Origin of the sequence: Rhizobium sp. SG_E_25_P2, from assembly GCF_029892285.1 — a bacterium.
In the GTDB taxonomy this organism is placed as follows: Bacteria; Pseudomonadota; Alphaproteobacteria; order Rhizobiales; family Rhizobiaceae; genus Rhizobium_E.
The window spans coordinates 64,853-88,625 of the sequence record NZ_JARXVM010000018.1; the positions used below are offsets into that span (position 1 = coordinate 64,853).

At 62.8% G+C, this 23,773-nt stretch carries 18 protein-coding genes and 1 tRNA gene; 9 read left to right on the forward strand and 10 right to left on the reverse strand.

Annotated features, from left to right (window positions below; translation table 11 throughout):
• Window positions 1-92: 92 nt before the first annotated feature.
• From amt to M2360_RS21495, 8 genes are all read left to right on the forward strand, one after another.
• The gene (amt, locus tag M2360_RS21460; protein WP_280777428.1) at window positions 93-3,332 is read left to right on the forward strand and encodes an ammonium transporter; all 3,240 of its coding nucleotides are present in this window, start codon (window positions 93-95) and stop codon (window positions 3,330-3,332) included.
• A 93-nt stretch (window positions 3,333-3,425) separates the two neighbouring features.
• Window positions 3,426-3,500 (forward strand) — tRNA-Val (locus M2360_RS21465).
• 106 nt (window positions 3,501-3,606) lie between these two features.
• Window positions 3,607-3,762 carry a hypothetical protein gene (locus M2360_RS21470; protein ID WP_280777429.1) on the forward strand — a complete coding sequence of 52 codons (156 nt, stop codon included), beginning with the start codon at window positions 3,607-3,609 and terminating at the stop codon, window positions 3,760-3,762.
• A 348-nt stretch (window positions 3,763-4,110) separates the two neighbouring features.
• On the forward strand, window positions 4,111-5,820 hold the full coding sequence (gene kdpA / locus M2360_RS21475; RefSeq protein ID WP_280777430.1) for a potassium-transporting ATPase subunit KdpA: 1,710 nt from the start codon (window positions 4,111-4,113) through the stop codon (window positions 5,818-5,820).
• Between the two features lie 9 nt (window positions 5,821-5,829).
• Complete coding sequence (gene kdpB, locus M2360_RS21480; RefSeq protein ID WP_280777431.1) at window positions 5,830-7,866, forward strand: potassium-transporting ATPase subunit KdpB; 2,037 nt, start codon at window positions 5,830-5,832, stop codon at window positions 7,864-7,866.
• Window positions 7,867-7,868: 2 nt separating this feature from the next.
• Window positions 7,869-8,438 (forward strand): potassium-transporting ATPase subunit KdpC, encoded by a 570-nt coding sequence (gene kdpC, locus M2360_RS21485; protein WP_280777432.1) that lies wholly within the window; start codon window positions 7,869-7,871, stop codon window positions 8,436-8,438.
• A gap of 7 nt (window positions 8,439-8,445) precedes the next feature.
• Window positions 8,446-11,139 (forward strand): sensor histidine kinase KdpD, encoded by a 2,694-nt coding sequence (locus M2360_RS21490; protein WP_280777433.1) that lies wholly within the window; start codon window positions 8,446-8,448, stop codon window positions 11,137-11,139.
• Window positions 11,136-11,825, forward strand: coding sequence for a response regulator (locus tag M2360_RS21495; RefSeq protein WP_280777434.1), 690 nt, complete (start codon window positions 11,136-11,138; stop codon window positions 11,823-11,825). Before M2360_RS21490 ends, M2360_RS21495 begins: the two co-directional genes overlap by 4 nt.
• Before the next feature lie 63 nt (window positions 11,826-11,888).
• On the opposite strand, the gene M2360_RS21500 is transcribed toward M2360_RS21495, so the two are convergent.
• The 8 genes from M2360_RS21500 to M2360_RS21535 form a co-directional block, all read right to left on the reverse strand.
• Window positions 11,889-12,872, reverse strand: coding sequence for an oligopeptide/dipeptide ABC transporter ATP-binding protein (locus M2360_RS21500; protein ID WP_280777435.1), 984 nt, complete (start codon window positions 12,870-12,872; stop codon window positions 11,889-11,891).
• Window positions 12,872-13,888: an ABC transporter ATP-binding protein gene (locus M2360_RS21505; protein ID WP_280777436.1), complete on the reverse strand. Its 1,017-nt coding sequence runs from the start codon at window positions 13,886-13,888 to the stop codon at window positions 12,872-12,874. The genes M2360_RS21500 and M2360_RS21505 overlap by 1 nt, the downstream gene beginning before the upstream one ends.
• 2 nt (window positions 13,889-13,890) lie before the next feature.
• Window positions 13,891-14,862 (reverse strand): ABC transporter permease, encoded by a 972-nt coding sequence (locus tag M2360_RS21510; protein WP_280777437.1) that lies wholly within the window; start codon window positions 14,860-14,862, stop codon window positions 13,891-13,893.
• A gap of 10 nt (window positions 14,863-14,872) precedes the next feature.
• Entirely contained in the window at window positions 14,873-15,904 is a 1,032-nt protein-coding gene (locus M2360_RS21515) for an ABC transporter permease (RefSeq protein ID WP_280777438.1), read from the reverse strand.
• A gap of 94 nt (window positions 15,905-15,998) precedes the next feature.
• Window positions 15,999-17,699 (reverse strand): ABC transporter substrate-binding protein, encoded by a 1,701-nt coding sequence (locus M2360_RS21520; protein ID WP_280777439.1) that lies wholly within the window; start codon window positions 17,697-17,699, stop codon window positions 15,999-16,001.
• A 75-nt stretch (window positions 17,700-17,774) separates the two neighbouring features.
• Window positions 17,775-18,668: a proline iminopeptidase-family hydrolase gene (locus tag M2360_RS21525; protein WP_280777440.1), complete on the reverse strand. Its 894-nt coding sequence runs from the start codon at window positions 18,666-18,668 to the stop codon at window positions 17,775-17,777.
• A 36-nt stretch (window positions 18,669-18,704) separates the two neighbouring features.
• Window positions 18,705-19,295 (reverse strand): ANTAR domain-containing protein, encoded by a 591-nt coding sequence (locus M2360_RS21530; protein WP_280777441.1) that lies wholly within the window; start codon window positions 19,293-19,295, stop codon window positions 18,705-18,707.
• The gene (locus M2360_RS21535; protein WP_280777442.1) at window positions 19,292-20,458 is read right to left on the reverse strand and encodes a transporter substrate-binding protein; all 1,167 of its coding nucleotides are present in this window, start codon (window positions 20,456-20,458) and stop codon (window positions 19,292-19,294) included. Before M2360_RS21535 ends, M2360_RS21530 begins: the two co-directional genes overlap by 4 nt.
• Before the next feature lie 333 nt (window positions 20,459-20,791).
• Here M2360_RS21535 and M2360_RS21540 point away from each other — a divergent pair, with 333 nt between their 5' ends.
• Window positions 20,792-21,172: a hypothetical protein gene (locus M2360_RS21540; RefSeq protein ID WP_280777443.1), complete on the forward strand. Its 381-nt coding sequence runs from the start codon at window positions 20,792-20,794 to the stop codon at window positions 21,170-21,172.
• Between the two features lie 6 nt (window positions 21,173-21,178).
• Here the strand turns inward: M2360_RS21540 and M2360_RS21545 are convergent, their stop codons facing one another.
• Window positions 21,179-21,316, reverse strand: a complete 138-nt coding sequence (locus M2360_RS21545; RefSeq protein WP_280777444.1) for a hypothetical protein — start codon at window positions 21,314-21,316, stop codon at window positions 21,179-21,181.
• 70 nt (window positions 21,317-21,386) lie between these two features.
• On the reverse strand, window positions 21,387-23,732 hold the full coding sequence (locus M2360_RS21550; protein WP_280777479.1) for a glucose/quinate/shikimate family membrane-bound PQQ-dependent dehydrogenase: 2,346 nt from the start codon (window positions 23,730-23,732) through the stop codon (window positions 21,387-21,389).
• Window positions 23,733-23,773 lie beyond the last annotated feature (41 nt).

Below are 23,773 nucleotides of genomic sequence, written 5' to 3' on the forward strand. Positions count from 1 at the left end.
AGTATCAGCGGGATAATGCGGGGATGAACCAAAATGAAACGATAATTTAATGTCGTAGGGCTAGTTTTCGCCGGACCATACCGGGATGGCACATGTACAGAGTTCTTTTTTCGCGTCGCCTGTTTGCAGTTTTTCCTCTGTTCGCCGCCGTCATGTGGAGCGGGCCGGCTCTTGCGGCGGGCGAGGACGTCATGTCCTACAAGGCGCAGATCGACCTGACATGGTTGATGACGGCCTCTTCGCTGGTCATGATGATGCAGGTCGGATTCCTGCTTCTTGAAGCCGGCATGGTCCGCTCAAAGAACTCGATCAATGTCGCGCAGAAGAATCTGCTCGATTTCGTCTTCGGCATCGTCGCTTTCGCATCCGTCGGCTTCATGATCGCTTTCGCGCCATCGGCAGCCGGGTTGATCGGGTTTAGCAACGACTTTTTGATGCTCGGAGACCTGGATTCTTGGGAAGCAGGTTTCTTTGTTTTCCAAGTGATGTTCTGCGGCACAGCGGCCACAATTGTCTCGGGCGCTGTGGCGGAGCGGATGAAGCTCAGCGCCTATGTCGCCGGGTCCATCTTCATGTCGGCGGTGATCTATCCGGTCTTCGTGCATTGGGCCTGGGGCAGTGCGCTCGCGCCAAACTCCGGAGCTTTTCTTTCCAATCTCGGCTTTGTCGATTTCGCCGGCTCGACCGTGGTCCATGCGACCGGCGGCTGGGTGTCGCTGGCCGCCTGCCTGGTGATCGGCGCGCGCCGTAACCGGTTTCTGGAAAACGGCGAAATCACCCGCATTTCCGGCCATAGCCCCGTTCTGTCGACCACCGGCGCGTTTCTGCTGTTCTTTGGCTGGCTGGGTTTCAATGGCGGCTCGACGCTGCGAATGAGCGCTGACGTGCCGATGATCATCCTCAACACCGTTTTGGCGGGTGGCATGGGCGCGTCCGTCGGCTATGTCATGGGGCTGCGCAACGGCGTGATCCTGCCCGAAAAATCGTTCACCGGCATGTTGGGCGGCCTCGTCGCGGTCACCGCCGGATGTCATATCCTCACCCCATCGGGCGCGCTCGCCATCGGCGCCGTCGGCGCGGCGGCGGCTATCTATAGCGTCCATGCGATTGAGCGCTATCTGCGCATCGACGACGCGGTGGGGGCCGTGGGCGTCCATGCGGTGGCCGGATTGGTCGGCACGCTGCTGCTGGCTTTTCTCGCGCCTGTAGACAATCTGCCGAATGGCGGTCGTTGGGCGCAGTTCGAAATTCAGCTGCTCGGCTCAGCCATCAATTTTGTCTGGGCGTTTTCGATGGGCTACGCCTTTTTCTGGCTGCTCGACAAAGTCTCGCCAATCCGCGTGAGCCCAGAGGCGGAAGATATCGGCCTCAATGTCGCCGAACATGACACCCGTCTGGGCGTCGGCCATGTCGAGACGGCGTTGACGGACCTGCTCAATGGCTCCGGCAATCTCAAGCACAGACTTCCCGACGACAATGGCGGCGAGGCCGAGACGCTGACGGGCCTGTTCAACAGGCTGATGGATACGCTGGAGGCGCGCGAAAAAGAGCGGCTCGAAGTGGAGCACGCCAAGCGCGACCTTCAGGAGGCCGATCGCGTGGCGGCGCTGGCCAACGCCGCGCTCGAAGCCATTCTCGTTCATATCGGCGGCACGATCGTCGACGCCAATGACCAGTTCAGCAAGCTTTTCGGCGGTCCCCGTCATGAGGTGATCGGCCGAGGCCTGCTGGATTTCGTCACATCCGAAGAGGCCGAACGCTTGAAGCCGCGCCTGGGCGCCCAGGGTGAGCAGACGTTTGAAACCATGATGGTCAGCGCGGACGGCGAACATATTCCGATCGAGGTGCGCAGCCGCAGCATTTTCTACCGCGCCAAACCGGCTCGCGTGGTCTGCATCATCGATCTCCGGGAGCGCAAGGCCGCTGAACAACGCATTCGCTACATGGCGCAGCACGACCCGCTGACCGGACTGCCCAATCGCGTGCTGTTCAATGAGGAACTGGCGCGACGCACCGCGTCTTCGGAGCAGGGCGCGTCGCACGCGCTCGCGCTGGTGGATATCGACCACTTCAAGGACATCAACGATGTCTACGGGCATCAGGCGGGCGACAAGGTGATCTGCGAGGTGTCGCGCCGTCTGAGCGAGGTCTCCGGCGCCCATACGATGGTCGCCCGACTCGGCGGCGATGAATTTGCCGTCATCATCCTCAATGCCGCCTTCGAAAATCAGTTGACCGATCTTGGCCTGCGGCTGGTGCGCGCCTTCCGCACGCCTGTCGACATTGGCGGCGGCGTCGCCTGCCCTGTCAGCGTCAGCATCGGCATGGCGCGCTGCCCCGACCATGCGGAAAAGCCGGATGACCTGATCGCGCTGGCGGACATTGCGCTTTACGAATCCAAGAATGCTGGTCGGAACAGATGGACCATCTTCCGGCCCGGTATGAACGAATTGACCGAAAAGCGACGGGAACTGGAAGCCAAGCTCGCCCAGGCGCTGGAGCGCCGGGAGTTCGAACTCTATCTTCAACCGCGCGTGGATACGCTCAGCGCCTCGATATCCGGCTATGAAGCGCTCCTGCGCTGGCGCGACGCTGACGGCCAGATGATCAGCCCAACGGACTTCATTCCGGTAGCCGAAGCCTCCGGCCTGATCGTGCCGATCGGCCTATGGGTCGTTTCCGAAGCCTGCCGGTTGCTTGCCGAGCAACTGCCCGAGGGAAAGCTGAGCATCAATGTCTCGCCGTTGCAGTTCCGCCAGCCGGGATTCGTCGATTCGCTTGTCGCGATCGTCGACCGGGCGGGCGTCTCGACAGACCGGCTGGAACTGGAAATCACCGAAAGCGTGCTGATCGACGACGACGCCCGCGCGCTGGCTATCCTGCAGGATCTCAAACGCAAGGGCTTTGAAATCGCCCTCGATGATTTCGGCACCGGCTATTCGTCGTTGTCCTATCTCAGCCGGTTTCCCTTCGATACGATCAAGATCGACCGCAGTTTCGTCGCCAATCTCGATGAAGCCGAAAGCTCGGGGGTCATCATCCGCACCATCGCAGCCCTCGGGCGCGGCCTGGGCATGACCTTGGTCGCCGAAGGCGTCGAAACCATCGAAGCCGCCCGTTTCCTGACCCAGATCGGCTGCCATGAATTGCAGGGCTTCCTGCTCGGCAAGCCAGTGGCCGCCGAATCGCGCGCAAAAGGCGTCGACGCCGATGTGGCCGAGGTGATTTTGTCCGCCGCGAGCGCCGCCTCCACCTTCACCCAGGACCTCAAGGACGCGGCCGACCGGCTGAAACTCGCGGGCTCGGAGATCTCGTTCCAGAAAACCGCATGATAACAATGCCGGCGCTTGCATTCCCCTGGCAAAGCTGTTAGAGGCTGCGCACCGCAAACGAGAAGCGAGCTCCGGCTGGTTTTTCAACAGGATGGGCGTGTAGCTCAGCGGGAGAGCACTTCGTTCACACCGAAGGGGTCACAGGTTCGATCCCTGTCACGCCCACCATCCTTCTAAAAACCACTTTCAACCGATTGATTTCTTCGCACCTTTTTTAAGGTGCGGGATTTTGGGATCTGGGTGCGGGATTTTGGTGGCCGCTGTTGCTTTGCGCATGATGGCGGTGTTCTGGACCGATGACATCGAGCGTGAAGCCGACCGGGGATTGATGGTCATTGTCTTCTTGACGTCGGTCGTCGCGCCCGCGCAGGTTTTCAAAAAAGCAGGCTGTCGACAGGATGTTCGGGGCGCAAGCCGTGTCGAGCGGTGAGCGGCGGTCGATAGGATTGTCCCGTTTCCTTTGCCGGGCTCGCGCCTTCGGGCCTCTCCTTATCTTTTCTTTACCTGCGCCTCGGTTCTTCCCAATCGAAGCCTGACCCGAAACGCCGTTAATCCTGTCGTCCTATCAACAGGAGAACCGGATATGTCCGACCTCATCTTTATCGCGCTCGGTTGCGGGGCGCTTTTTGTGCTTGCGCTTTATGCTCGCGCGCTCGATCGGCTGTGAGGGAGGCGAATATGCTAGAACCTCTCTTCGGCCTTCTCGTCGCTGTCGCCCTTGGCGTCTATCTCGTCGTGACGCTTCTGCGTCCCGAGCGTTTCTGATCGGGAGCGCATCATGACCCTCATCGGATGGCTGCAGATCAGCCTCCTCTTCCTCGCCGTCCTCCTCGCCATCAAACCGCTCGGGCTTTATATGGCCCGGGTGTTTGCCGGCGAGAGGACTTTTTTGTCGCCCGCCCTTGGCGGTCTCGAAGGCGGCCTCTATCGCCTGAGCGGCGTCAATCCCGAACGGGAACAGACCTGGCTCGGCTACACGCTCGCCATGTTGACGTTTTCGCTCATCGGCTTCGTCACGCTTTATGCGATCCTCAGGCTGCAGGCCTATCTGCCGCTCAATCCACAGGGTTTTGCAGCTGTGCCGGCCGATCTCGCCTTCAACACGGCGGTGTCCTTCGTCACCAACACCAACTGGCAGAACTATGCCGGCGAGACGACCATGAGCCATTTCTCGCAGATGGCCGGCCTTACCGTGCATAATTTCCTGTCGGCCGCCACCGGCATGGCGCTCGCCGTCGCTTTCACCCGCGCCTTCATGCGCTCGCGTGTGGCCACGCTCGGCAATTTCTGGGTCGACATGACGAGAGCGACACTTTACGTGCTGCTGCCGATCTCGATCGTGGTCGCCATTGCCTTTGTCGCCATGGGCCTGCCCCAGACGCTTGACGCCTCGGCGACCGTCACCACGCTCGAAGGCGCCAAGCAAGTGATCTCTCTCGGACCGGTCGCCTCGCAGGAAGCCATCAAGCAGTTGGGCACCAATGGCGGCGGCTTTTTCAACGTCAACGCCGCCCATCCATTCGAGAATCCGACCGCCTGGTCGAACTATCTCAACATCTTCGCCATGCTGTCGATCTCAGCGGCGATGGTCTACACATTCGGCCAGATGGTCGGAAATCGGCGGCAGGGCTGGGCCTTGATTTCGGCCATGGCGGTCCTGCTGGCAGCAGGCGTCGCCGTGACATATTGGGCAGAAGCCCAGGGCAATCCGATCCTGACGTCGCTCGGCGTCGATCCCGCGCTCGGCAATATGGAAGGCAAGGAAGTCCGCTTCGGCCAGGCCATGACCGCGCTTTATGCGGCTGTGACCACGGGGCTGTCGGACGGCGGCGTCAATGGCATGCTTGGCTCCTTCACCGGGCTCGGCGGTCTTGTTCCGATGTTCCTGATTCAGCTCGGGGAAGTGCTGCCGGGCGGCGTCGGCTCCGGTCTCTACGGCATGCTCGTCTTCGCGTTGCTGTCGGTCTTCGTCGCCGGCCTGATGGTGGGCCGCACGCCTGAATTCCTCGGCAAGAAGATCGAGGGACGCGAGATGAAATTCGCCATGCTCGCCGTGCTGATCCTGCCGCTGGTCATCCTCGGCTTTACCGCGGTGTCCGCCATGCTGCCCTTTGCGTTGGCGAGCATCGGCACGGCGGGTCCGCACGGATTGTCGGAAATCCTCTACGCCTACACTTCGGCGGCCGGCAATAACGGCTCGGCCTTTGGCGGGCTCACCGGCAACACGGTTTGGTACAACACCACGCTCGGCATCGCCATGCTGCTGGGTCGCTTCGCCTATGTCGTGCCTGTGATGGCTATCGCCGGCTCGCTCGCCGCAAAGGTGAAGACACCGGCGTCCGCCGGCACGTTTCCGACCGACGGTCCGCTCTTCGTGGGCCTGTTGATCGGCATCATCCTCGTTCTCGGCGGCCTGCAATTTTTGCCCGCATTGGTGCTCGGCCCTGTCGTCGAACACTTCGCCATGCTCGCCGGCCAGACCTTCTAAGGAACCATCATGTCAAAAGACCACAAGGCTCCCGGTCTTCTCGACCCGTCGATCCTGTTTCCGGCGATGCGCGACGCATTCGTCAAACTCGATCCACGCAAACTGTTGCGCAATCCGGTCATCTTCGTGACCGAAATCGTCGCTGCGGTCGTGACGATCCTCCTCATCCGCGACCTCGTCAGCAATCCCGGCGAGGCTGGATTTTCCGGCCAGATCGCCGCCTGGCTCTGGTTTACCGTCCTCTTCGCCACCTTCGCCGAAGCCGTGGCCGAAGGCCGTGGTCGCGCCCAGGCCGACAGCCTGAAGAAGACCAAATCGGAACTCGTCGCCAACAGGCTCGCCGCCAATGGCAAGACGGAGACCATTGCCGCCTCAAGTCTCAAGGTTGGCGACGTCGTGGTCGTCGCAGCCGGGGAACTGATACCGGGCGACGGCGAGGTGATCGAAGGCGTGGCCTCGGTCAACGAAAGCGCCATCACCGGCGAATCCGCTCCGGTGATCCGCGAATCCGGCGGCGATCGCTCGGCGGTGACGGGCGGCACGGAGGTGCTGTCGGACGAGATCAAGGTCAGAATCACCGTCCAGCCCGGTTCCTCCTTCGTCGACCGCATGATCGCGCTGATCGAAGGCGCTCAACGCCAGAAGACGCCCAACGAGATCGCGCTGTCGATCCTGCTGTCGGGCCTGACGCTGATCTTCCTCTTCGTCTGCGTCGCAATCTGGGGGCTTGCCGGCTATTCCGGCACGGTGCTCTCGGTCACAGTGCTGGCGGCCCTGCTCGTCACGCTGATCCCGACCACGATCGGCGGCCTCTTGTCGGCGATCGGAATTGCCGGCATGGATCGTCTGGTGCGCTTCAACGTGATCGCCACTTCGGGGCGCGCCGTCGAGGCGGCCGGCGACGTCGATACGCTGCTGCTGGACAAGACCGGCACCATCACCTTCGGCAACCGCATGGCGAGCGATTTTCTCGCCGCGCCGGGCGTCACGCCCACGGAATTGGCCGAGGCCGCGCTTCTCGCCTCGCTCTCCGACGAAACACCGGAAGGACGCTCGGTCGTGGCGCTCGCCACCGGCGACTTCGGCGTGGCCATGCCGACGGTCAACTTTGACGCCGTCATCGGCTTCACCGCCGAGACGCGGCTGTCGGGTGTCGATATCGGCGCCCGCCGCCTGCGCAAGGGCGCGGTCGATTCCGTGCTGAAATTCACCGGCCTCACCGAACAGGATGCGCCGGCTGAATTCCGCCGCGCCGTCGACCAGATCGCCCGCACCGGCGGCACGCCGCTCGCCGTCGCCGATGGCGACCGTTTGCTCGGCGCGATCCACCTGAAAGACGTGGTCAAGCCCGGTATCAAGGAGCGCTTCGCCGCGCTCCGCGCCATGGGCATCCGCACGGTCATGGTCACGGGCGACAATCCGGTGACGGCTGCGGCCATCGCCTCGGAAGCCGGCGTCGACGACTTCCTCGCCCAGGCCACGCCGGAGGATAAGCTTGCCTATATCCGCCGTGAGCAGCAGGGCGGCCGTCTGATCGCCATGTGCGGCGATGGCACCAATGACGCCCCGGCGCTCGCCCAGGCCGATGTCGGCGTTGCGATGCAGACCGGCACGCAGGCCGCCCGCGAGGCCGCCAACATGGTCGATCTCGACTCCAGCCCGACCAAGCTCATCGAGATCGTCGAGATCGGCAAGCAATTGTTGATGACGCGCGGCTCGCTGACGACGTTTTCGATCGCCAACGACGTGGCGAAATACTTCGCCATCATCCCGGCTTTGTTCGTCGCCACCTATCCGGCCCTTGAGGCGCTGAATGTCATGGGGCTTGCCTCGCCGCAGTCGGCCATCCTTTCGGCGGTCATCTTCAACGCACTGATCATCGTGGCGCTCATTCCGCTCGCGCTCAAGGGTGTCGCCTACCGTCCGTCGGGCGCAGCCTCCCTGCTTCGCCGCAACCTGCTGGTCTATGGTCTCGGCGGGCTCGTCCTTCCCTTCGCCGGCATCAAGGTCATCGATCTTGCCGTCAGCGCGCTTCATCTGGTGTAATCATGCTCAACCATCTCAGACCCGCACTCACCCTCCTCGTCGCCATGACCGTCCTGACGGGTCTGGCTTATCCCTTGGCAATCAACGGGGTTGCCCAGGCCGTGATGCCCGCACAGGCCAATGGCAGCCTGATCGAGCGAGACGGAAAGATCGTCGGCTCCGCCCTGATCGGCCAGAACTTCTCGTCTGATCGCTATTTCTGGCCGCGCCCCTCGGCGACAGGGCCGGAACCCTACAACGCGGCGGCCTCTTCAGGCTCCAATCTCGGCGCGACCTCGGTCAAGCTGAAGGATCGCGTCGCGGCCGATGTCGCCCGGCTCGCCGGAACCGGCATGGCTGAGCCCATTGCCGCCGATGCGGTCACCGCGTCCGGCTCCGGTCTCGATCCCGACATGTCGCCCGCTTATGCGCGCGCGCAAATCGAACGGGTCGCCAAAGCGCGCAGCCTTCCGCCGGCCAGCGTCGCATCGCTGGTGGACAGCCGGATCGAGAAACCTGCTTTCGGCGTTATCGGGGAAGCAAGGGTCAATGTGCTAGAGTTGAATCTGGCGCTCGACGCCCTGAAGATGTGAGAGCCTGATGGCGGATGACGACCGCAGGGACGAGCGACGTCCCGATCCCGATGCCCTGCTTTCCCTGGCGGATAAGGACCGCCGGGGAAAGTTGACGGTTTTCCTGGGCGCCGCTCCCGGCGTCGGCAAGACCTATGCGATGCTGTCGCGGGCCAAACGCCTCAAAACCGATGGGATCGACGTGGTCGTCGGCCTGGTCGAGACCCATGGCCGCAGCGAGACGGCGGCGTTGCTCGACGGGCTCGAGGTTCTGCCGCGCCGCAGGGTCGCCCATCGCGGCCGGATGCTGGAAGAGTTCGATCTCGATGCGGCGCTCGAACGGCGTCCGCGCATCGTCATCGTCGACGAACTCGCTCATTCCAACCCCGAAGACAGCCGTCACCCGAAACGGCATCAGGACATTGAGGAACTGACAGCCGCGGGCATCGACGTCTGGACTGCGCTGAATATCCAGCATCTTGAAAGTCTTGCCGACCTCGTCGCCCAGATCACCGGGGTCATCGTCCGCGAGCGTGTTCCTGACATCGTGCTCAAACGGGCCGACGAGGTGCTGCTCGTCGATCTCGCCCCATCAGAGCTGATCGAGCGGCTGAAGGAGGGTAAGGTCTATCTGCCGGACAGCGCCAACCGCGCCGTCGACCGCTTCTTTCGCCTCGGCAACCTGACCGCTCTGCGCGAGCTTGCCCTGCGCCGCACCGCGGACCGGGTCGACGATCAGATGGTCGACTATCTCAAGCAGAACGCGATCGATGGCCCCTGGGCCACGGGTGAGCGTCTCCTGGTTTGCGTCGGTTCCGATCCGCTGTCGGAAAAGGTGGTGCGCGTGGCCAGCCGTCTCGCCTCGGGACTGAACGCCCCATGGCTGGTCGTCTCGATCGAGCGAGCCGATCGTGAAGTCGAGACGCCCGAACGCTTGCAGCGGATCGAGGCGCTGTTTCACCTCGCCTCGCAGCTCGGGGCGGAAACACGCCGGGTGATCGGCAATGATTTCGTCGAGGAAATCCTCAAGCTCGCCCGCCGCGAACACGCCACGCAGATCGTGATCGGCGCGCGCAAGCGCAGCCGCATGCGGGCGCTTTTCGCCCGGTCGTTGCCGGATGCGCTGGCGCGCCAAGCCATTGGCCTGGGTGTGCATATCGTCACCCCGGAAGTTGGCCACACGGTGGAAAGCCGGCGCGCGCCGTTCCGCCTGCCGAAAGCCACGGCGGTCCGGCAGGCGGCGTTGTTGGCGTTGGGCTCTGTCGCCGTGACCACGATGATCGGCATCGGCATCGAGTTCTTCATCGATCTGCCGAACATCTCGCTGCTTTTCCTGCTCGCGGTTCTCGGCGCATCGGTGATAGGCGGCTATGTCGCGGCTTTTCTTGCCGCAGTGCTGTCGGCGCTGGCCTATAATTTCTTCTTCATCGACCCCATCCACACTTTCACCATCGCCGCGCCGCACGAGGTCTTCGCGCTTTTCATCTTCCTCACCGTGGCGATGATCGCCGGCGGCTTTGCCTCCCGCATTCGCGAGCAGGCGGAAATTGCGCGGGTCCGGGCGACGGCGCTTCAATCGCTCTACGACTTTTCCCGCAAGCTCGCGAGCACGGCGACGGGCGAGGACGCGATCTGGCTTGCCGTCTCGCAACTCCAGGCGAGTCTGAAGCGGAAAGTGGTTCTGCTGGTCCCGGGCAAGGGGGATCTCGGCGTCGCCGCGGCCTGGCCGCCGGATGCCGAACTCGACGTCATCGACTTGACGGCCGCCCGATGGACGCATGACAAGCGCGAGCCGGCAGGCCACGGCACCGGCACACTCCCGAACAGCCGCTTTGAATTCCGGCCGCTGCTGGGCCCCCACGGTATTGTCGGCGTCTGTGGCGTCGAGCACGCGGGCGACCGGCTCGACCTCAATGCCGAGCGCTCGCTGACCGCCATCCTCGACCAGACAGCCATCGCGCTGGACCGGGCGCGGCTTGCCGACGAGACGGTGGAGCAGGCGGCGCGGCTGGAGGGCGAGCGTTACCGCGAGGCCCTGCTGTCGTCGATCTCGCATGATCTGCGTACGCCTCTGGCCACGATCACCGGGGCCGTCACCGGACTTCGCCAGTTCGGCGACCGGATGACAGCTGGAAACCGAGACGATCTGATGCAATCGATCGAGGAGGAAAGCGGCCGGATGAGCCGCTTCGTCGCCAATCTCCTCGACATGACGCGGATCGAGGCAGGCACGCTGAAACCGAAACAGGATTGGGTGGACGTCGCCGACGTCGTGCAGTCCGCCGTCGAACGCACCCGCAAGCATGCCCCCGGACGTGTGATCGAAACCGGCATCGCAGCCGACCTGCCGTTGATCCGCGGCGACAGCGTTCTCATTGGCCAGGTGCTGTTCAACCTTCTCGACAACGCCGTGAAATATGGCGGTGACGAACCGATCAACGTCTATGCCCGACGGGACGGCAGGGACGTGGTGATTTCGGTCACTGATCTTGGCCGCGGCATTCCGCCCGAGGATCTGGACCGCATCTTCGAAAAATTCTATCGCCGGGGAAAACCGGATGGTCGCTCGCCGGGCACGGGACTTGGACTGTCGATTGCGCGCGGCTTCGTCGAGGCCATGGGCGGCAGGATCCATGCGGAAAGTCCGGCGCTCAAGAAGCGGGGCACGCGCATCGTCATGCGGTTTTCGGGCAGCGAAGAAACAAAGGGCCATGTTCTATGAACCAATCCCGCATCCTGGTGGTGGATGACGAACCCCAGATCCAACGCTTCCTGAAACCGTCGCTCTCGGCCGCCGGCTATGAAGTGATCGAGGCTGGAACGGGCGCCGAGGCGCTGAAGGCTGTCGCCACCCAGGCGCCGGATCTCGTCATTCTCGACCTCGGTCTTCCGGACATGGACGGCAAGGATGTGATCGCCAGTCTCCGGGGCTGGTCGGACATTCCGATCGTGATCCTGTCGGCCCGCGACCGGGAAAGCGAAAAGATCGCCGCGCTGGATATCGGCGCAGACGACTATGTCGAAAAACCCTTCGGCATCGGCGAACTCACCGCCCGCATCCGCACTGCGCTTCGCCATCGCGGGCGCCGGGACGCCATCCCAACCGTCATGGAGGCGGACGGGCTCACAATCGACCCGATCAAGCGGCTTGTTTTGCGAGATGGCGAGACGGTTCATCTCACGCCCAAGGAATACGATCTGCTTCTTCTTCTCGCCCGCCATGCCGGTCGCGTCGTCACCCACCGCACGCTTCTGACCACGGTCTGGGGACCGGCTCACGGCGACGACCTTCACTACCTTCGCGTCTTTATCGGCCAGCTTCGCCAGAAGATCGAGCGCGATCCGACGCATCCTCGGATCGTGCGCACGGAGCCAGGCGTGGGGTATCGAATGGCCGAACAGGATTGACGCCACGTGTCGATGATAAAGGCGCAGCTTGACGCCTCTACCAGCGTCGCGCGGGATTTGTGTTCAGGTCAGCGGGAAATGGCAGGCGACGGCCCTGCCTGTGTCGGTTTTGGTCAGGCTCGGTCGTTCTTCGCCACAGCGGGGTTGCGCCAAGGGGCAGCGCGTCGAGAATTTACATCCTTTTGGCGGATCGAGCGGGCTCGGGAGGTCGCCCTTGAGGAGAATACGCTCCCGTTTGCCATGACTGCCATGTTGGGGAATGGCCGACAGCAGCGCCTGAGTATAGGGATGCTGTGGCGTTTCATACAGCGCGTCGGTATCGCCGATCTCGACGATCGAACCCAGATACATGACAGCGACACGGCTTGAGACCTGGCGCACCACGGCGAGATCATGGGCTATGAACACATAAGTCAGCTGCAACTGGTCGCGGAGATCGGCGAAGAGATTGACGATCTGCGCCTGGACCGAGACGTCGAGCGCCGATACCGGCTCGTCGGCGACGATCAGCCGGGGCTCGACCGCCAGCGCCCGGGCGATGCCGATGCGCTGGCGCTGGCCGCCGGAAAATTCGTGCGGATACCGGTCGAGATAGTCGCGCCTGAGACCGACGATCTCCATGAGTTCCGCGAGCCTGTCGTCAATGCCTGCGCCGCTGCGGATCGCATGGACCTTCAGCACTTCCGAGAGCATGTCGCGAATGCGGCGGCGCGGATTGAGCGAGGCGGAGGGATCCTGGAATATCATCTGCATCTTCCGACGCACGGGCTTCAAGGCGCGCACATCGGCGCGGGCAATGCTTTCGCCGTCAAAGGTGAGTTCCCCGGACGTGACGTCGTAAAGACGGGTGAGGCAGCGGCCGAGGGTCGATTTTCCGCTGCCGGATTCGCCGACCAGCCCCAGCGTTTCGCCGGGATAGACGTCGAGGCTGATGGCGTCGACCGCATGCAGCGTGCGGCCCGAGCCGGGGCGCATGGTCTTGCCGACGATGAAATTCTTGGTGAGGTCGCGAGCGGAGAGGAGAGGGACGCCTGTGGTGTCGACCATTATGCATACTCCTGCGCGCCGAGGATTTCACGGCGTTTTTCAAGGCGCTCGTCGCCGTCGAGGATGCAGAGCGCGCTCTGATCGCCGTGTCGTCTCTGCGGCGGCCGTTTCCGGCAATCGGCTTGCGCGAAGCGACAGCGCGGGGCAAAGCCGCAGCCTTCCGGGATCGAGCCGGGCAAAGGAGGCATGCCGCCAATGGAGACGAGTCTGTCCGGCCTGACGCCGGTGAGAGGCGGAATGGAGGCCATCAGACCCCAGGTATAGGGATGTAGCGGATTGTCGAAGAGATCGGCCGTCTTGCCGCGCTCGACAATGCGGCCGGCATACATCACCGCCACATGGTCTGCGACTTCGGAGACCACGCCCATGTCATGGGTGATCAGGATGATGGCGGCGCCATGGTCGCGCCGCAGCCGCAGGAGCAGATCGAGAACCTGCGCCTGCACGGTCACATCGAGCGCGGTGGTCGGCTCGTCGGCCACCAACAGCGCGGGCTGGCAGGAAATCGCCATGGCGATCACCGCGCGCTGGCGCATGCCGCCGGACAGCTGATGCGGGAAGCGGTCGACGGCTTCATTGGGATTGGAGAAGCCGACTTCAGCCAGCAGTTCCACGGCGCGGGCGCGGGCGGCGCGGGCCGAGATCCGCTCATGTTCGCGGATCTGTTCGGCGATCTGCCAGCCGATCGTGTAAACAGGCGTCAGCGCCGTCATCGGATCCTGCGAGATCAGGCCGATCTCCTTGCCGCGAATGCGGCGCATGGCGCTTTGCGGCATGTCGAGAATGCGCTTGCCGCGAAAGGCGACTGCGCCGTCGACGCGGGTGGTCTTGGGATCATGCAGGCCGAGCAGCGATTGCAGCGTCACGGATTTGCCTGAGCCGGATTCGCCGACGATTGACAGGATCTCACCCTCGCGCAGGCTGAAGGAGACGTCGTCGACGGCGCGGATATCGCCGCGATCGGTGCGGAAGGAGACGGTCAGGCCGTTCACGTCGAGAAGAAGGGGCTTTTCCATGCTCAGTTGCCTCTCACGCGCGGGTCGATCAGCACATAGACGATGTCGACCACCGCGTTGGCGAGCACCACGAAGAAGGAGGCATACATCACCGCCCCCAGGATCATCGGCAGGTCGAGATTGAGGAGCGCCTGATAGGTGAGGCGGCCGACGCCGTTGAGACCGAACACCACTTCCGTCAGCAGAGCTGAGCCGCCGACCAGCGCGCCGAAATCAAGGCCGAACATGGTCACAAAAGGAATGAGCGAGGTCCTGAGCGCATGCCTCAGCATCACACGGGTCGGGCTCAAACCCTTGGCGCGGGCGGTGCGGATGAAATCTTCCTGATAGGCTTCGACGAGCGTGGCCCTGAGCACCCGGCCGTAAAGGCCGATATAGAGGAAGGCCAGCGTGCACCAGGGAATGATCAGAGTCGTAAACCAGCCGACCGGGTCCTCGAACAGCGGCTTGTAGCCGAGTGCGGGAACCCAGGAAAACAGCCAGGTGTCGTGAAAGCGGCTCTGGGTGATCAGGTTCATCACCTCGCCGAGCCAATAGACCGGCATGGAGACGCCGATCAGCGCCACGATCATCAGCCCGCGATCCAGCAGCGTGTCACGGCTCATCGCCGAGAGGACGCCGACCACGATCCCTCCGACGACCCAGAGTACGGCGGCGCCGAACACCAGCGACAGCGTCACCGGCGCAGCGTCCGCAACTTGCGGCGCGATGCGCATGCCGCGATTGACGAAGGAGGTCAGATCCTGCGTCACGAACAGGCGCTTCATCATGATGACGTATTGAACGGGGAGGGCGCGATCGAAGCCGAATTCGGTGCGGATCGCCGCGATGGTTTCCTGTGAGGCGTTGCGGCCGGCGATGCGGGCGGCGGGGTCGGAACCCGGTGTCGCAAAGAAGATCAGGAAGACCAGCGCCGAGATGCCGAACATCACGAAAATCATCTGCGCCAGTCGCTGAAGGATAGCAAAACCCATCTTGGCCTCCTCAAACGATCTTGGTGCGCGGATCGAGCGCGTCGCGGATGCTGTCGCCGATCACATTGAGCGTCAGCACGGTGAGCGCAATCGCAATGCCCGGCGCGAGCGCGACGGCGGGACGGGTGTAAAGCAATGTCTGCCCATCCTGGATGATGGTGCCCCAGCTTGCATCCGGCGCCTGCACGCCGATCGACAGAAAGGACAGCGAGGATTCGGTGACGATGTTCAGCGCCATCATCAGCGGGATGAAGACGATCAGCATGGTCGAGACATTGGGTAGGATGTCTTTGAACAGGATCCGCCAGGAGGGAATGCCTAAGCCGATTGCCGCGAGCACGAATTCGCTGTTATTCAGCGCCAGCACCCGGCCGCGCACAGGGCGGGCGACATAGGGCACATAGATGATGCCGATAATGCCGATGGGCAACAGCAGGCTGTTGGCGTTGATCTCGAGCGGCCCGATGGTGATGCCTTTGGAGATCAGCACGATCGAGAGCGAGATGGCCAGCAGGTAGACAGGAAAAGCCCAGAGAATATCGAGGATGCGGGACAGCACCATATCGACGACGCCGCCGAAAAAGCCGGCGGTCACGCCGATCAGCGCCGCCAGCGTCAGACAGATGGCCGTCGCCGAGCCCGCAATCAGCAGAGAATTGCGGCCGCCATAGAGCAGGCGGGCGGCGACGTCGCGCCCTTGCGTATCGGCGCCGAGAAAGTATTTCGCCTCCCAGGTCGGCCCGATCGGCGTTACGCCGAGGCCGAGACCTTCGGTGGAGGCCTGCATGACCTTGACCTTCTTGCCGTCGATCTTGATCTTTCCGCTGAGATTGGAGCGGAACGGATCGGTGTCGGCGACATGGCGCGCATAGATCGGCGCAGCAAGACTTGACAGAATGATCAGACAGAGCAGGAGCGCCGCGGCGATCGTCGGCTTGTCGCGCTTCAGCAAAGTCCAGGCGCGCCGCCAGGGACCAGCGCCGGCGCGCGCCGGTTCAGCCTTGCCTGCCGCGTCGGGCAGCATCTCGGTAAGGGTGTTCATGTCTTTTCCTTGCAGGGAGCGTCGGCGTGACGGCGATCCTGCCGCCGTCGCGCGTCTTTGGCGACGGCGGAGCGTGGCTCCGCCGTCCTTCTGGTCACTTCACCCAGGATTGGGAGGCGATCCAGCGGTTCTGCTTGTTGAAGACATAGTTGCCGAGCCGGGCCGAGGTGAAGTTGACGCTTTTCGGCGTGAACAGCGGCGCGAGCGGCGCTTCAGCCATGAAGCCCTTGTCGATCTTGGCCCATTCGGCGTTGGCGGCGTCCTGATCGGTCAGCGACAGGGTCATCGCCGCCTTCATCTTGGCGTCGAGATCCTTGTTGCAATAGCCGGCGATGTTGATCGAGGAGTCGCTGCCCTTGTGGAAGCTGTCGCAGGACAGAAGCACATTGAGGAAGTTCGACGGGGCCGGATAGTCCATATACCACTGGGTGACGCTGATCTGAACGTTGTTGTTGGTGTTCTGGATATAGGTGAACTGGATGTTGGGCGAGATCGCCTTCATCGAGGCGTCGTAGCCGAGATCGGTCAACACGCTCTGCAGATAGGTGCCGATGGAGCGGGAGACGGCGTTGTCTTCGGCGATCACCGTCACCTTCTGGCCCTTGGTGCCGGATTCCTCGACCAGCTGCATGGCCTTGTCCATGTCGGCTTCCGACCATTCCGAACCCGGATCCTTGGTGTAGATGCAGTCATCGGCGCGGCCGGGGAAGTCCGGCGGCAGGATCTGGCAGGTTGGCTGGGCCAGCGCCTCGCCGCCAAACAGGCCAACCAGCGCGTCACGGTCCAGCGCATAGTTGAGAGCCTGGCGAACCTTCACATTGTCGAAAGGCGCGAGATTGGTGTTCATCGGTGCGTACCAGAAGGCGGCGAGCGGATCGAGATGGATCTGCTTGGCGTATTTCTCGCCGATCTCCGGAAGGCGATCGGATGGCGGCGTGTCGAACATCCAGTCGATCTGGCCGTTGATGATGGCGTTGATTGTCGCTTCCTCGGTCATGCCGAATTTGTAGACGATCTCGTCGGCATAGCCGTCCGGCTGGGCGTCCACGCTCCATTCCTTGAAATGCGGATTGCGCTTCAGCACCATCTTGTCGTTGGGATTGTAGCTTTCGATCATATAGGCGCCGGTGCCGGGAATTGGCGTGGTGCCGGCGTCGGCTGCGGGCGCGTCTGCAGGTAGGATGCTGGCATGCGGCACGGCGAGCTTGGAGAAGAATTCCGCATCGGGAACGACGAGATTGATGGTGACCGTGCCGGCCGCGTCATCGGCGATCACGCCGCCGTCGAGCGTGCATGTCTCGCCCTTCTCGATGCATTTGTCAGCGCCGACAAAGCCGTTGTAGAAGCTGCCCATGGTCGGGCCCTTCACCTTGAAGATGCGTTGGAAGGAGGCCAGCACGTCTGACGGCATGACCTCCTTGCCGTTGGAGAATTTCACGCCCTTGCGGATCTTGAACACATAGGTCTTGCCGTCATTCTTGACTTCGGGCATCGCCTCGGCGAGCGAGGGGACGATCTTGAAGCCTTCCGTGCCGCCGGCCTGCTTGAACTTCAGAAGGCCGTCATAGGTCATCTGGAAGATCTGCCAGAACTGGCCGGTATAATTGATGGCCGGATCGACGGTGCCGGCGGCCGAGACGGCGGCGAGCGTCATCGTGCCGCCCCGATGCTCGGCCATCAGCTTGGCGCGGTCTTCTTCAGCATGGGCGAAGCCCGAAAGCGCGGTCTGCGCCAGAAGCAGGCCGGCGACCAAAATGCCGGCGCGCCGCGTTATTCTCGAAAAGGTCGATGTCATCAGCAGTTCCCTCTGTTCTTGTTGTGTATGAACCTTTGTTGGGCATGCGCCGCCGCCCGGTGAGGGGCGGCGATATCAGGCGGCCTTGTCGTCTAGGAAGGCGGCGACCTCAGTCATGCAGGCCTCGCGCTCCTCGACATGTGGCATGTGGCTGGACTGTTCGAAAATCGTCCAGCGGACATCTGGGATCTCATCGGCATAGGGCTGCACGCAGGCAACCGTCGCCTCGTCGAAACGGCCTGAGATCAGCAACGTCGGCACATTGATGGTCGACAGACGGCCGACGATCGACCAGTCCTTCATCGTGCCGATGACGTGGAATTCGTTGGGGCCGTTCATCGTGTGATAGACGGTGGGATCTTCGGCAATGGCGTCGAAGGTGCGCTTGACCTCGGCCGGCATCGGCACGACGCGGCAGACATGGCGTTCGTTGAAGACGTCAGTCGCCGCCATATAGTCGGCGCTGTCAGTGGTTTGCGCCTGTTCGTGCTTCAACAGCGTCGCCTGCACTTCGGCTGGCAGTTCCTCGCGCAGCCGGTTGGCTTCCGAAATCCAAGTATGCATGGCCGCGGGTGAATTGGCGATGATCAGCGCTTTGAGCCCCGCCGGTTGGTCGACCGCGAATTCAGCCCCGAGCATGCCGCCCCAGGATTGGCCGAGCAGGCAATATCCGCCCCGAATGCCGAGATGGTCGATGAGATTGTGCAGCTCTTTCTTGAAGAATTCCACCGTCCAGAAGTCGCCGCCCTTTTCGGGCAAATGCGTGGATTTGCCGTTGCCGACCTGGTCGTAATGGATCACGGCGCGGCCGGTGGCGGCGATGTCCTTGAAGCTGTCGACATAGTCATGCGTGCAGCCGGGGCCGCCATGCGCAACGATCATCGGCGGCTTGCCGGACTTCAGATCTCCGGTGATCCGGTACCAGGTCTGGTAATCGCCATATGGCGCGAAACCTTCGGTGATGGACACTCTATGCTCCCTCTCTTGCTCTGTCTGTCGCTGGGCCTAGCCGCCCGAACGCATACGCTTGTCGTCGCGGCAGATGGCGTCCGCCGCGTCCTCGATGGTCATGCCCCATTCCATGGCGATTGCGCGCAGCCGCTTGAGCGCCGCGGCTTCGTCGGCGCTGCCCGCCTGCATCAGGCGGAGCACGGCCTTCACCACCAGCGGCCGCTGGCGCAGGCGCTGCTCGAGCGCCCTGATGTCATCGACATGCGCCCGCATCTGCTGGTAGCCGATCGCGGCGATCAACAGCGCGCTATAGGCGCCGGTGGAGCTGATGGGTTTGAGAAGATGCGCATTGGCGCCTTGCGCCAGCGCCCATTCGATGCGGCCAGGCGCTTCCGATCCGATCAATGCGATCATCGGCATCGGGGCGAAGCCGCGGGGCCAGGGAAACTGCTCGTCATGGCCCATATCGGCATCGAAGAAGACGACATCGGCCTGGGCGTCCGTCTCATCGAGTTGCGGCCAGATCTGGCGAGATTCGATACGGAGCGACGACAGCTGGCGGGTCAGAGTATCGACCGAAGGATGCGGCCGGTGCAGGATCACCGCGCGCCAGTTCAGGAATGACGGCCGTTCGATGCGCGTCATTTGACCACCTTCAATCCGCTGGTGGACAAGCCCATGCGCGTTGATGAATGGATGGCGCTGAGAAGATAGGGATCACCCGCCACAGGGGTGCGAGAGGTTTCCAAAATTGAAAAGGATCCGTCTCCTTCGGATCGTCCGAAAATCGGCGCGAGCGCGGCATGATGGGTGCGGCGATCGATGGCGACGTCGCCGATCGGGGTCTCGAAGCGCCTGCCGGTCACAACCGCGCGGATCACACCGGCGTCGTCGGTGCCGGCGTCTATGATGGCCTGGCCGAGTATGGAGACGGCCATATAGGCGAAGGCGAAGGGACCGGTGATGCGCCGGTCCTCACCATGCCGTGCTGCGATCTTTTCCTTGAAGCGGCGGTTGGCGAGGGTGTCGAGATTGGCAAGATAGGTGCCGACAGTGAGATGGCCGGCCTTTGCCGCCGGAGATAAACCGTCGAGATCCGATTCCGACAGATTGCAGGCGACGAGAGGCCGACGGTCGGCCGCAAAGGCGGGGTCGTTGGCACGCAATTCCGCATAGGCGCGGATAAAGGCGTTGGCCGACCGGCCGACGAGATTGCTGAGAACGAAATCCGGCTTCTTCTGGCGGATTTCCGCGATCAGATGCTCGACCTCCTCGGAGCCGAGCGGCATGAAGCGTTCCGCGACGATCTCTCCACCGGCGGCCTGGGTCAATTCACGGGCGATGCGGCCGTTCTCCCAGCCCCAGATATAATTGGAGCCAATGACGAAGGGCCTGTGTCCGAAACGCGGCAGCACATGGTCGAACAGCGGCAGCAGATGTTGGTTGGGGCAAGCTCCGAGATAGAGCACGCTGTCGCTGGCTTCATAGCCTTCATAGGGAAATGCATACCAAAGCAAAGCCCGCTGCCGCTCCACCACCGGCAAAACTTCCTTGCGGCTCCAGGATGTGATCGCGCCGACGACGTGTCGGCAACCGCTCTCGCGAATGGCGGCCTCGGCGAGGCTGGCATAGCGTTCGGCCATCCCCGCCGGATCCTCGATGCGCGGCTCGAAGACGAAACGCGTCGATGTGTCGGCATTGATTTCCGCGACCGCCGCCATCGCACCGTCGACCGCGTCGCGACCGAGCGCGGCATAGGGCCCCGAGGTCGAGTAGAGAATGGCAAGCGGAACCGTTTGCCGGGTCATCACAGCGCCCTCCCTGAAGACGAGGGGTGTCGTGCCTGCCTAAAAACCGTGGGATGCGACATCGCGGCCTCATGCCTTGAAGTTCGGGAGCGCCAATCGATTTCCGGCAGAAAAACAATAAAAAAAGCCCCTTGCCGCCGTTCAGCGGGACAAGGGGCTCGGTTGCCGTTGGCGATCAGCGCCATTTGGAGATCAGGCTATGTCAGGCTGATAAAGTAGTCAACAGGAAAGTATGTAGAAAAATTAGGCATTGCAAGAGGTGAGACTTTTCTTCCTGAGAACCAGGTTGTATGGAATGGACGCTTTCAAATCCTTGAGTTGATGACGCCCTAAATGCTTCCGCCCCGTGTGAAAATTCTACTTTTTGCGCTGTATGCGCCCGCTGGGTTAGGGTTAGGGTTCGGGCTTCTTGGCTATTTGCGTTACATCCAGCCATGGCTTGCCAGGATGCTCGGTTCAAGTTGGGCATGGACGGTGATCGCGGCCTATGCGGGCGCTGCTGCTGCAGGCTGTTTTTTCGCACGCCGGATTTATTTCGAATGGACGGACGAGGCTCCTCCACCGCCCGGAACAATTCACATGTTCGATGGCTACGAGGGGGAAGCTCCCTTTCCCGTCGAGGTCGGCCGAAGCATTGATCCGGAAGAGAATACGACGACGTTCGCGCCTCCAAGACGACATCCGTCCGACGAAAATGGACCGGACGTGTCCTGAGGTGGTTCAGCTTCGTTTGGGCTGAATGTCTCGCTTGTTGTTCTGAGCTTCCTTTTGCTCCCGCCTGGCAAGTTCGCGATCGATGACGGCCGGATCGCCTTCGGCGGCGTTCTCGTTGGCGGCGGGTCTTGGTTCTTCGGGCATGACGGTTCTCCAAATGAAAAAGCAGGACGATCCAACATCCCGCTCCTTCCGATGTTCCTGGCCTTTCGGTCTATTTCGCCGGCAGGCTGTAGGCGATGACATAGTCGCCCGTCTTGGTGCCGACCGAGCCATGGCCGCCGGCGACAATCAGCACCACCTGCTTGCCCGACGCGTCGGTATAGGTCATCGGCGTCGCCTGGCCGCCGGCTGGAAGGCGGCCCTTCCAGAGTTCGCGACCGGTCTTCAGGTCATAGGCGCGGATATAGTTGTCAACGGCCGCGCCGAGGAAGGCGACGCCGCCGCCGGTGATGATCGGGCCGCCGATGCCGGGAACGCCGAGCTTGAAGGGCAGGGGAAGCGGCGTCATGTCATAGACGGTGCCGTTGACATGCTTGTAGGCGATCTTGCCGGTGCGAAGGTCCGCCGCAGCCACGTAACCCCAGGGCGGCGCCTGGCAGGGAATGCCGAGCGGACCGAGGAACGGGCCCATATAGACGCCGTAAGGCGCGCCTTCATTGCGGTTGAGGCCCTGTTCCGATCCCTTCTCGTCGGCGCCCTTCGGCGGGATGTCGGCGCGCGGCACGAGCTTGGAGGTGAAGGCGAGATAGGTCGGCATGCCGAACATCACCTGCCGCACCGGATCGACGGCGACCGAGCCCCAGTTGAACACGCCGAAATTGCCGGGATAGACGAGCGTGCCATTGAGCGACGGCGGCGTGTACTGGCCTTCATAGTTGAGCTTGTGGAACGAGATGCGGCAGGCCATCTGGTCGAACATCGACACGCCCCACATATTCCGCTCCTGAAGAGGCGGCGGCCTGAAGGTGAGGCCGGTCCGCGGTTGGGTTGGCGACGCCCGGTCCTCCGGGATGGTCTTTTGAGGGGCGGGAACTTCCTCGATCGGGATCAGTGGTTCGCCCGAGCGGCGGTCCAGCACATAGATGTCGCCCTGTTTGGTGGGGCCGACAAGGGCGGGAACGCTTGTCCCATCCGGCCGGGTGATGTCCAACAGCGCCGGCTGGGCGGGCACGTCCATGTCCCAGAGATCGTGATGCACGGTTTGGCGCACCCAGCGCACCGCGCCGGTGTTGACGTCGAGCGCGACGATCGAGGACGAGAACTTTTCGACCGCCGGGCTGCGGTTCATGCCGAGCTGGTCGGGCACCTGATTGCCGAGCGGGATATAGACGAGACCGAGCGCTTCGTCGGTCGAGAAGACCGACCAGCTGTTGGGCGAGTTCGGCGTATAGGTCTGGCCCGGTCCGATTGGGGCGGTCTGGTCGGGATTGCCGCTGTCCCAGTTCCAGATCAGCGCGCCGGTGCGGACATCGAAGGCCCTGATCACGCCGGAGGGCGATTTGACCGAATAATTGTCGTTGACGGCGCCGCCGATGATGATCTTGTCGGCGGTGATGACGGGCGGCGAGGTGGAATAATAATAGCCGCTGGGATTGTAGGGCATGCCCTGTTCGAGCTGCAACTGCCCCTGATTGGCGAAACTCGTGCACACTTGGCCGTTCTTGGCGTCGAGCGCGATCAGCCGCGCGTCGGAGACCGGCAGATAAACCCGCTCCTTGCAGGGTGCGTCGATGGCGGCTTCCGCGTCGTTGAAATAGGTGACTCCCCGGCAGGTCTGGTGCTGGCGCGCGGAATCGAGTTTCACGCCTGGGTCGAAGCGCCAGACTTCTTTGCCCGTGGTCGCATCGAGCGCGATGGCCCAATTGTGTGGCGTGCAGAGATAGAGCGTGTTGCCGATCTTGAGCGGCGTCACCTGATAGGTGGTTTCGCCGACATCCTTGGGGCCCTTCTTGTCGCCGGTTTCGAAGCGCCACTTCTCCTCAAGCAAGCCGACATTGGCGGGCGTGATTTCCGCAAGCGGCGAATAGCGCTGGCCGAGTTGGGTGCGGCCGTAGCGCGGCCATTCGCCGGGGTCGATAGTGTCGGGCGTGGAGGCCTGAACCTGCGGCGGCGGATCGGGCAGCACGCCTGGCTGGTCATGCGGCGTCTGGAACATCGCATAGACGGCCACGACGATGGAGACGAGCAGCGGCACGCCGAGAGTGAGAGACGAGGCGGCGCGGCCGTCGGCCCGTTCGGCCGGGCTGCCCAGGCGCCTGCGCACCAACGGGGTCAGAAGCCAAAGGCCGAAGACGATGATGAACCCGCCGCGCGGACCGAGCTGCCACCAGTCGAAGCCGACTTCCCAGACAGCCCAGGCGAGCGAGCAGAGCGTGAACAGGCCATAAAGCGCCAGGGATTCCTTGCGACGCATCGCCAACAGCGCCGCCACGATGACAAACACCGCGCCGGCGATCGCATAATAGGGGCTGCCGCCCAGGGTGAGAAGATTGATGCCGCCAACCAGCAGCACAACGCCGGAAGCGGCGCTCACGAGCGCCGTCAAGGCAAGTATCAGCATATATCCGTCCTCTATCGATAAGACGCAGACCCCTCCAG

Excerpts from the sequence above, each read along its gene's own strand:
- M2360_RS21510 (WP_280777437.1), bottom strand. The coding sequence starts at position 14,862 with ATGGGTTTTGCTATCCTTCAGCGACTGGCGCAGATGATTTTCGTGATG.
- M2360_RS21535 (WP_280777442.1), bottom strand. The coding sequence starts at position 20,458 with ATGACCCGGCAAACGGTTCCGCTTGCCATTCTCTACTCGACCTCGGGG.
- kdpC (WP_280777432.1), top strand. The coding sequence starts at position 7,869 with ATGCTCAACCATCTCAGACCCGCACTCACCCTCCTCGTCGCCATGACC.
- M2360_RS21505 (WP_280777436.1), bottom strand. The coding sequence starts at position 13,888 with ATGGAAAAGCCCCTTCTTCTCGACGTGAACGGCCTGACCGTCTCCTTC.
- amt (WP_280777428.1), top strand. The coding sequence starts at position 93 with ATGTACAGAGTTCTTTTTTCGCGTCGCCTGTTTGCAGTTTTTCCTCTG.
- M2360_RS21495 (WP_280777434.1), top strand. The coding sequence starts at position 11,136 with ATGAACCAATCCCGCATCCTGGTGGTGGATGACGAACCCCAGATCCAA.
- M2360_RS21545 (WP_280777444.1), bottom strand. The coding sequence starts at position 21,316 with ATGCCCGAAGAACCAAGACCCGCCGCCAACGAGAACGCCGCCGAAGGC.
- M2360_RS21500 (WP_280777435.1), bottom strand. The coding sequence starts at position 12,872 with ATGGTCGACACCACAGGCGTCCCTCTCCTCTCCGCTCGCGACCTCACC.
- M2360_RS21520 (WP_280777439.1), bottom strand. The coding sequence starts at position 17,699 with ATGACATCGACCTTTTCGAGAATAACGCGGCGCGCCGGCATTTTGGTC.
- kdpB (WP_280777431.1), top strand. The coding sequence starts at position 5,830 with ATGTCAAAAGACCACAAGGCTCCCGGTCTTCTCGACCCGTCGATCCTG.
- kdpA (WP_280777430.1), top strand. The coding sequence starts at position 4,111 with ATGACCCTCATCGGATGGCTGCAGATCAGCCTCCTCTTCCTCGCCGTC.
- M2360_RS21470 (WP_280777429.1), top strand. The coding sequence starts at position 3,607 with ATGATGGCGGTGTTCTGGACCGATGACATCGAGCGTGAAGCCGACCGG.
- M2360_RS21490 (WP_280777433.1), top strand. The coding sequence starts at position 8,446 with ATGGCGGATGACGACCGCAGGGACGAGCGACGTCCCGATCCCGATGCC.
- M2360_RS21540 (WP_280777443.1), top strand. The coding sequence starts at position 20,792 with ATGCTTCCGCCCCGTGTGAAAATTCTACTTTTTGCGCTGTATGCGCCC.
- M2360_RS21515 (WP_280777438.1), bottom strand. The coding sequence starts at position 15,904 with ATGAACACCCTTACCGAGATGCTGCCCGACGCGGCAGGCAAGGCTGAA.
- M2360_RS21530 (WP_280777441.1), bottom strand. The coding sequence starts at position 19,295 with ATGACGCGCATCGAACGGCCGTCATTCCTGAACTGGCGCGCGGTGATC.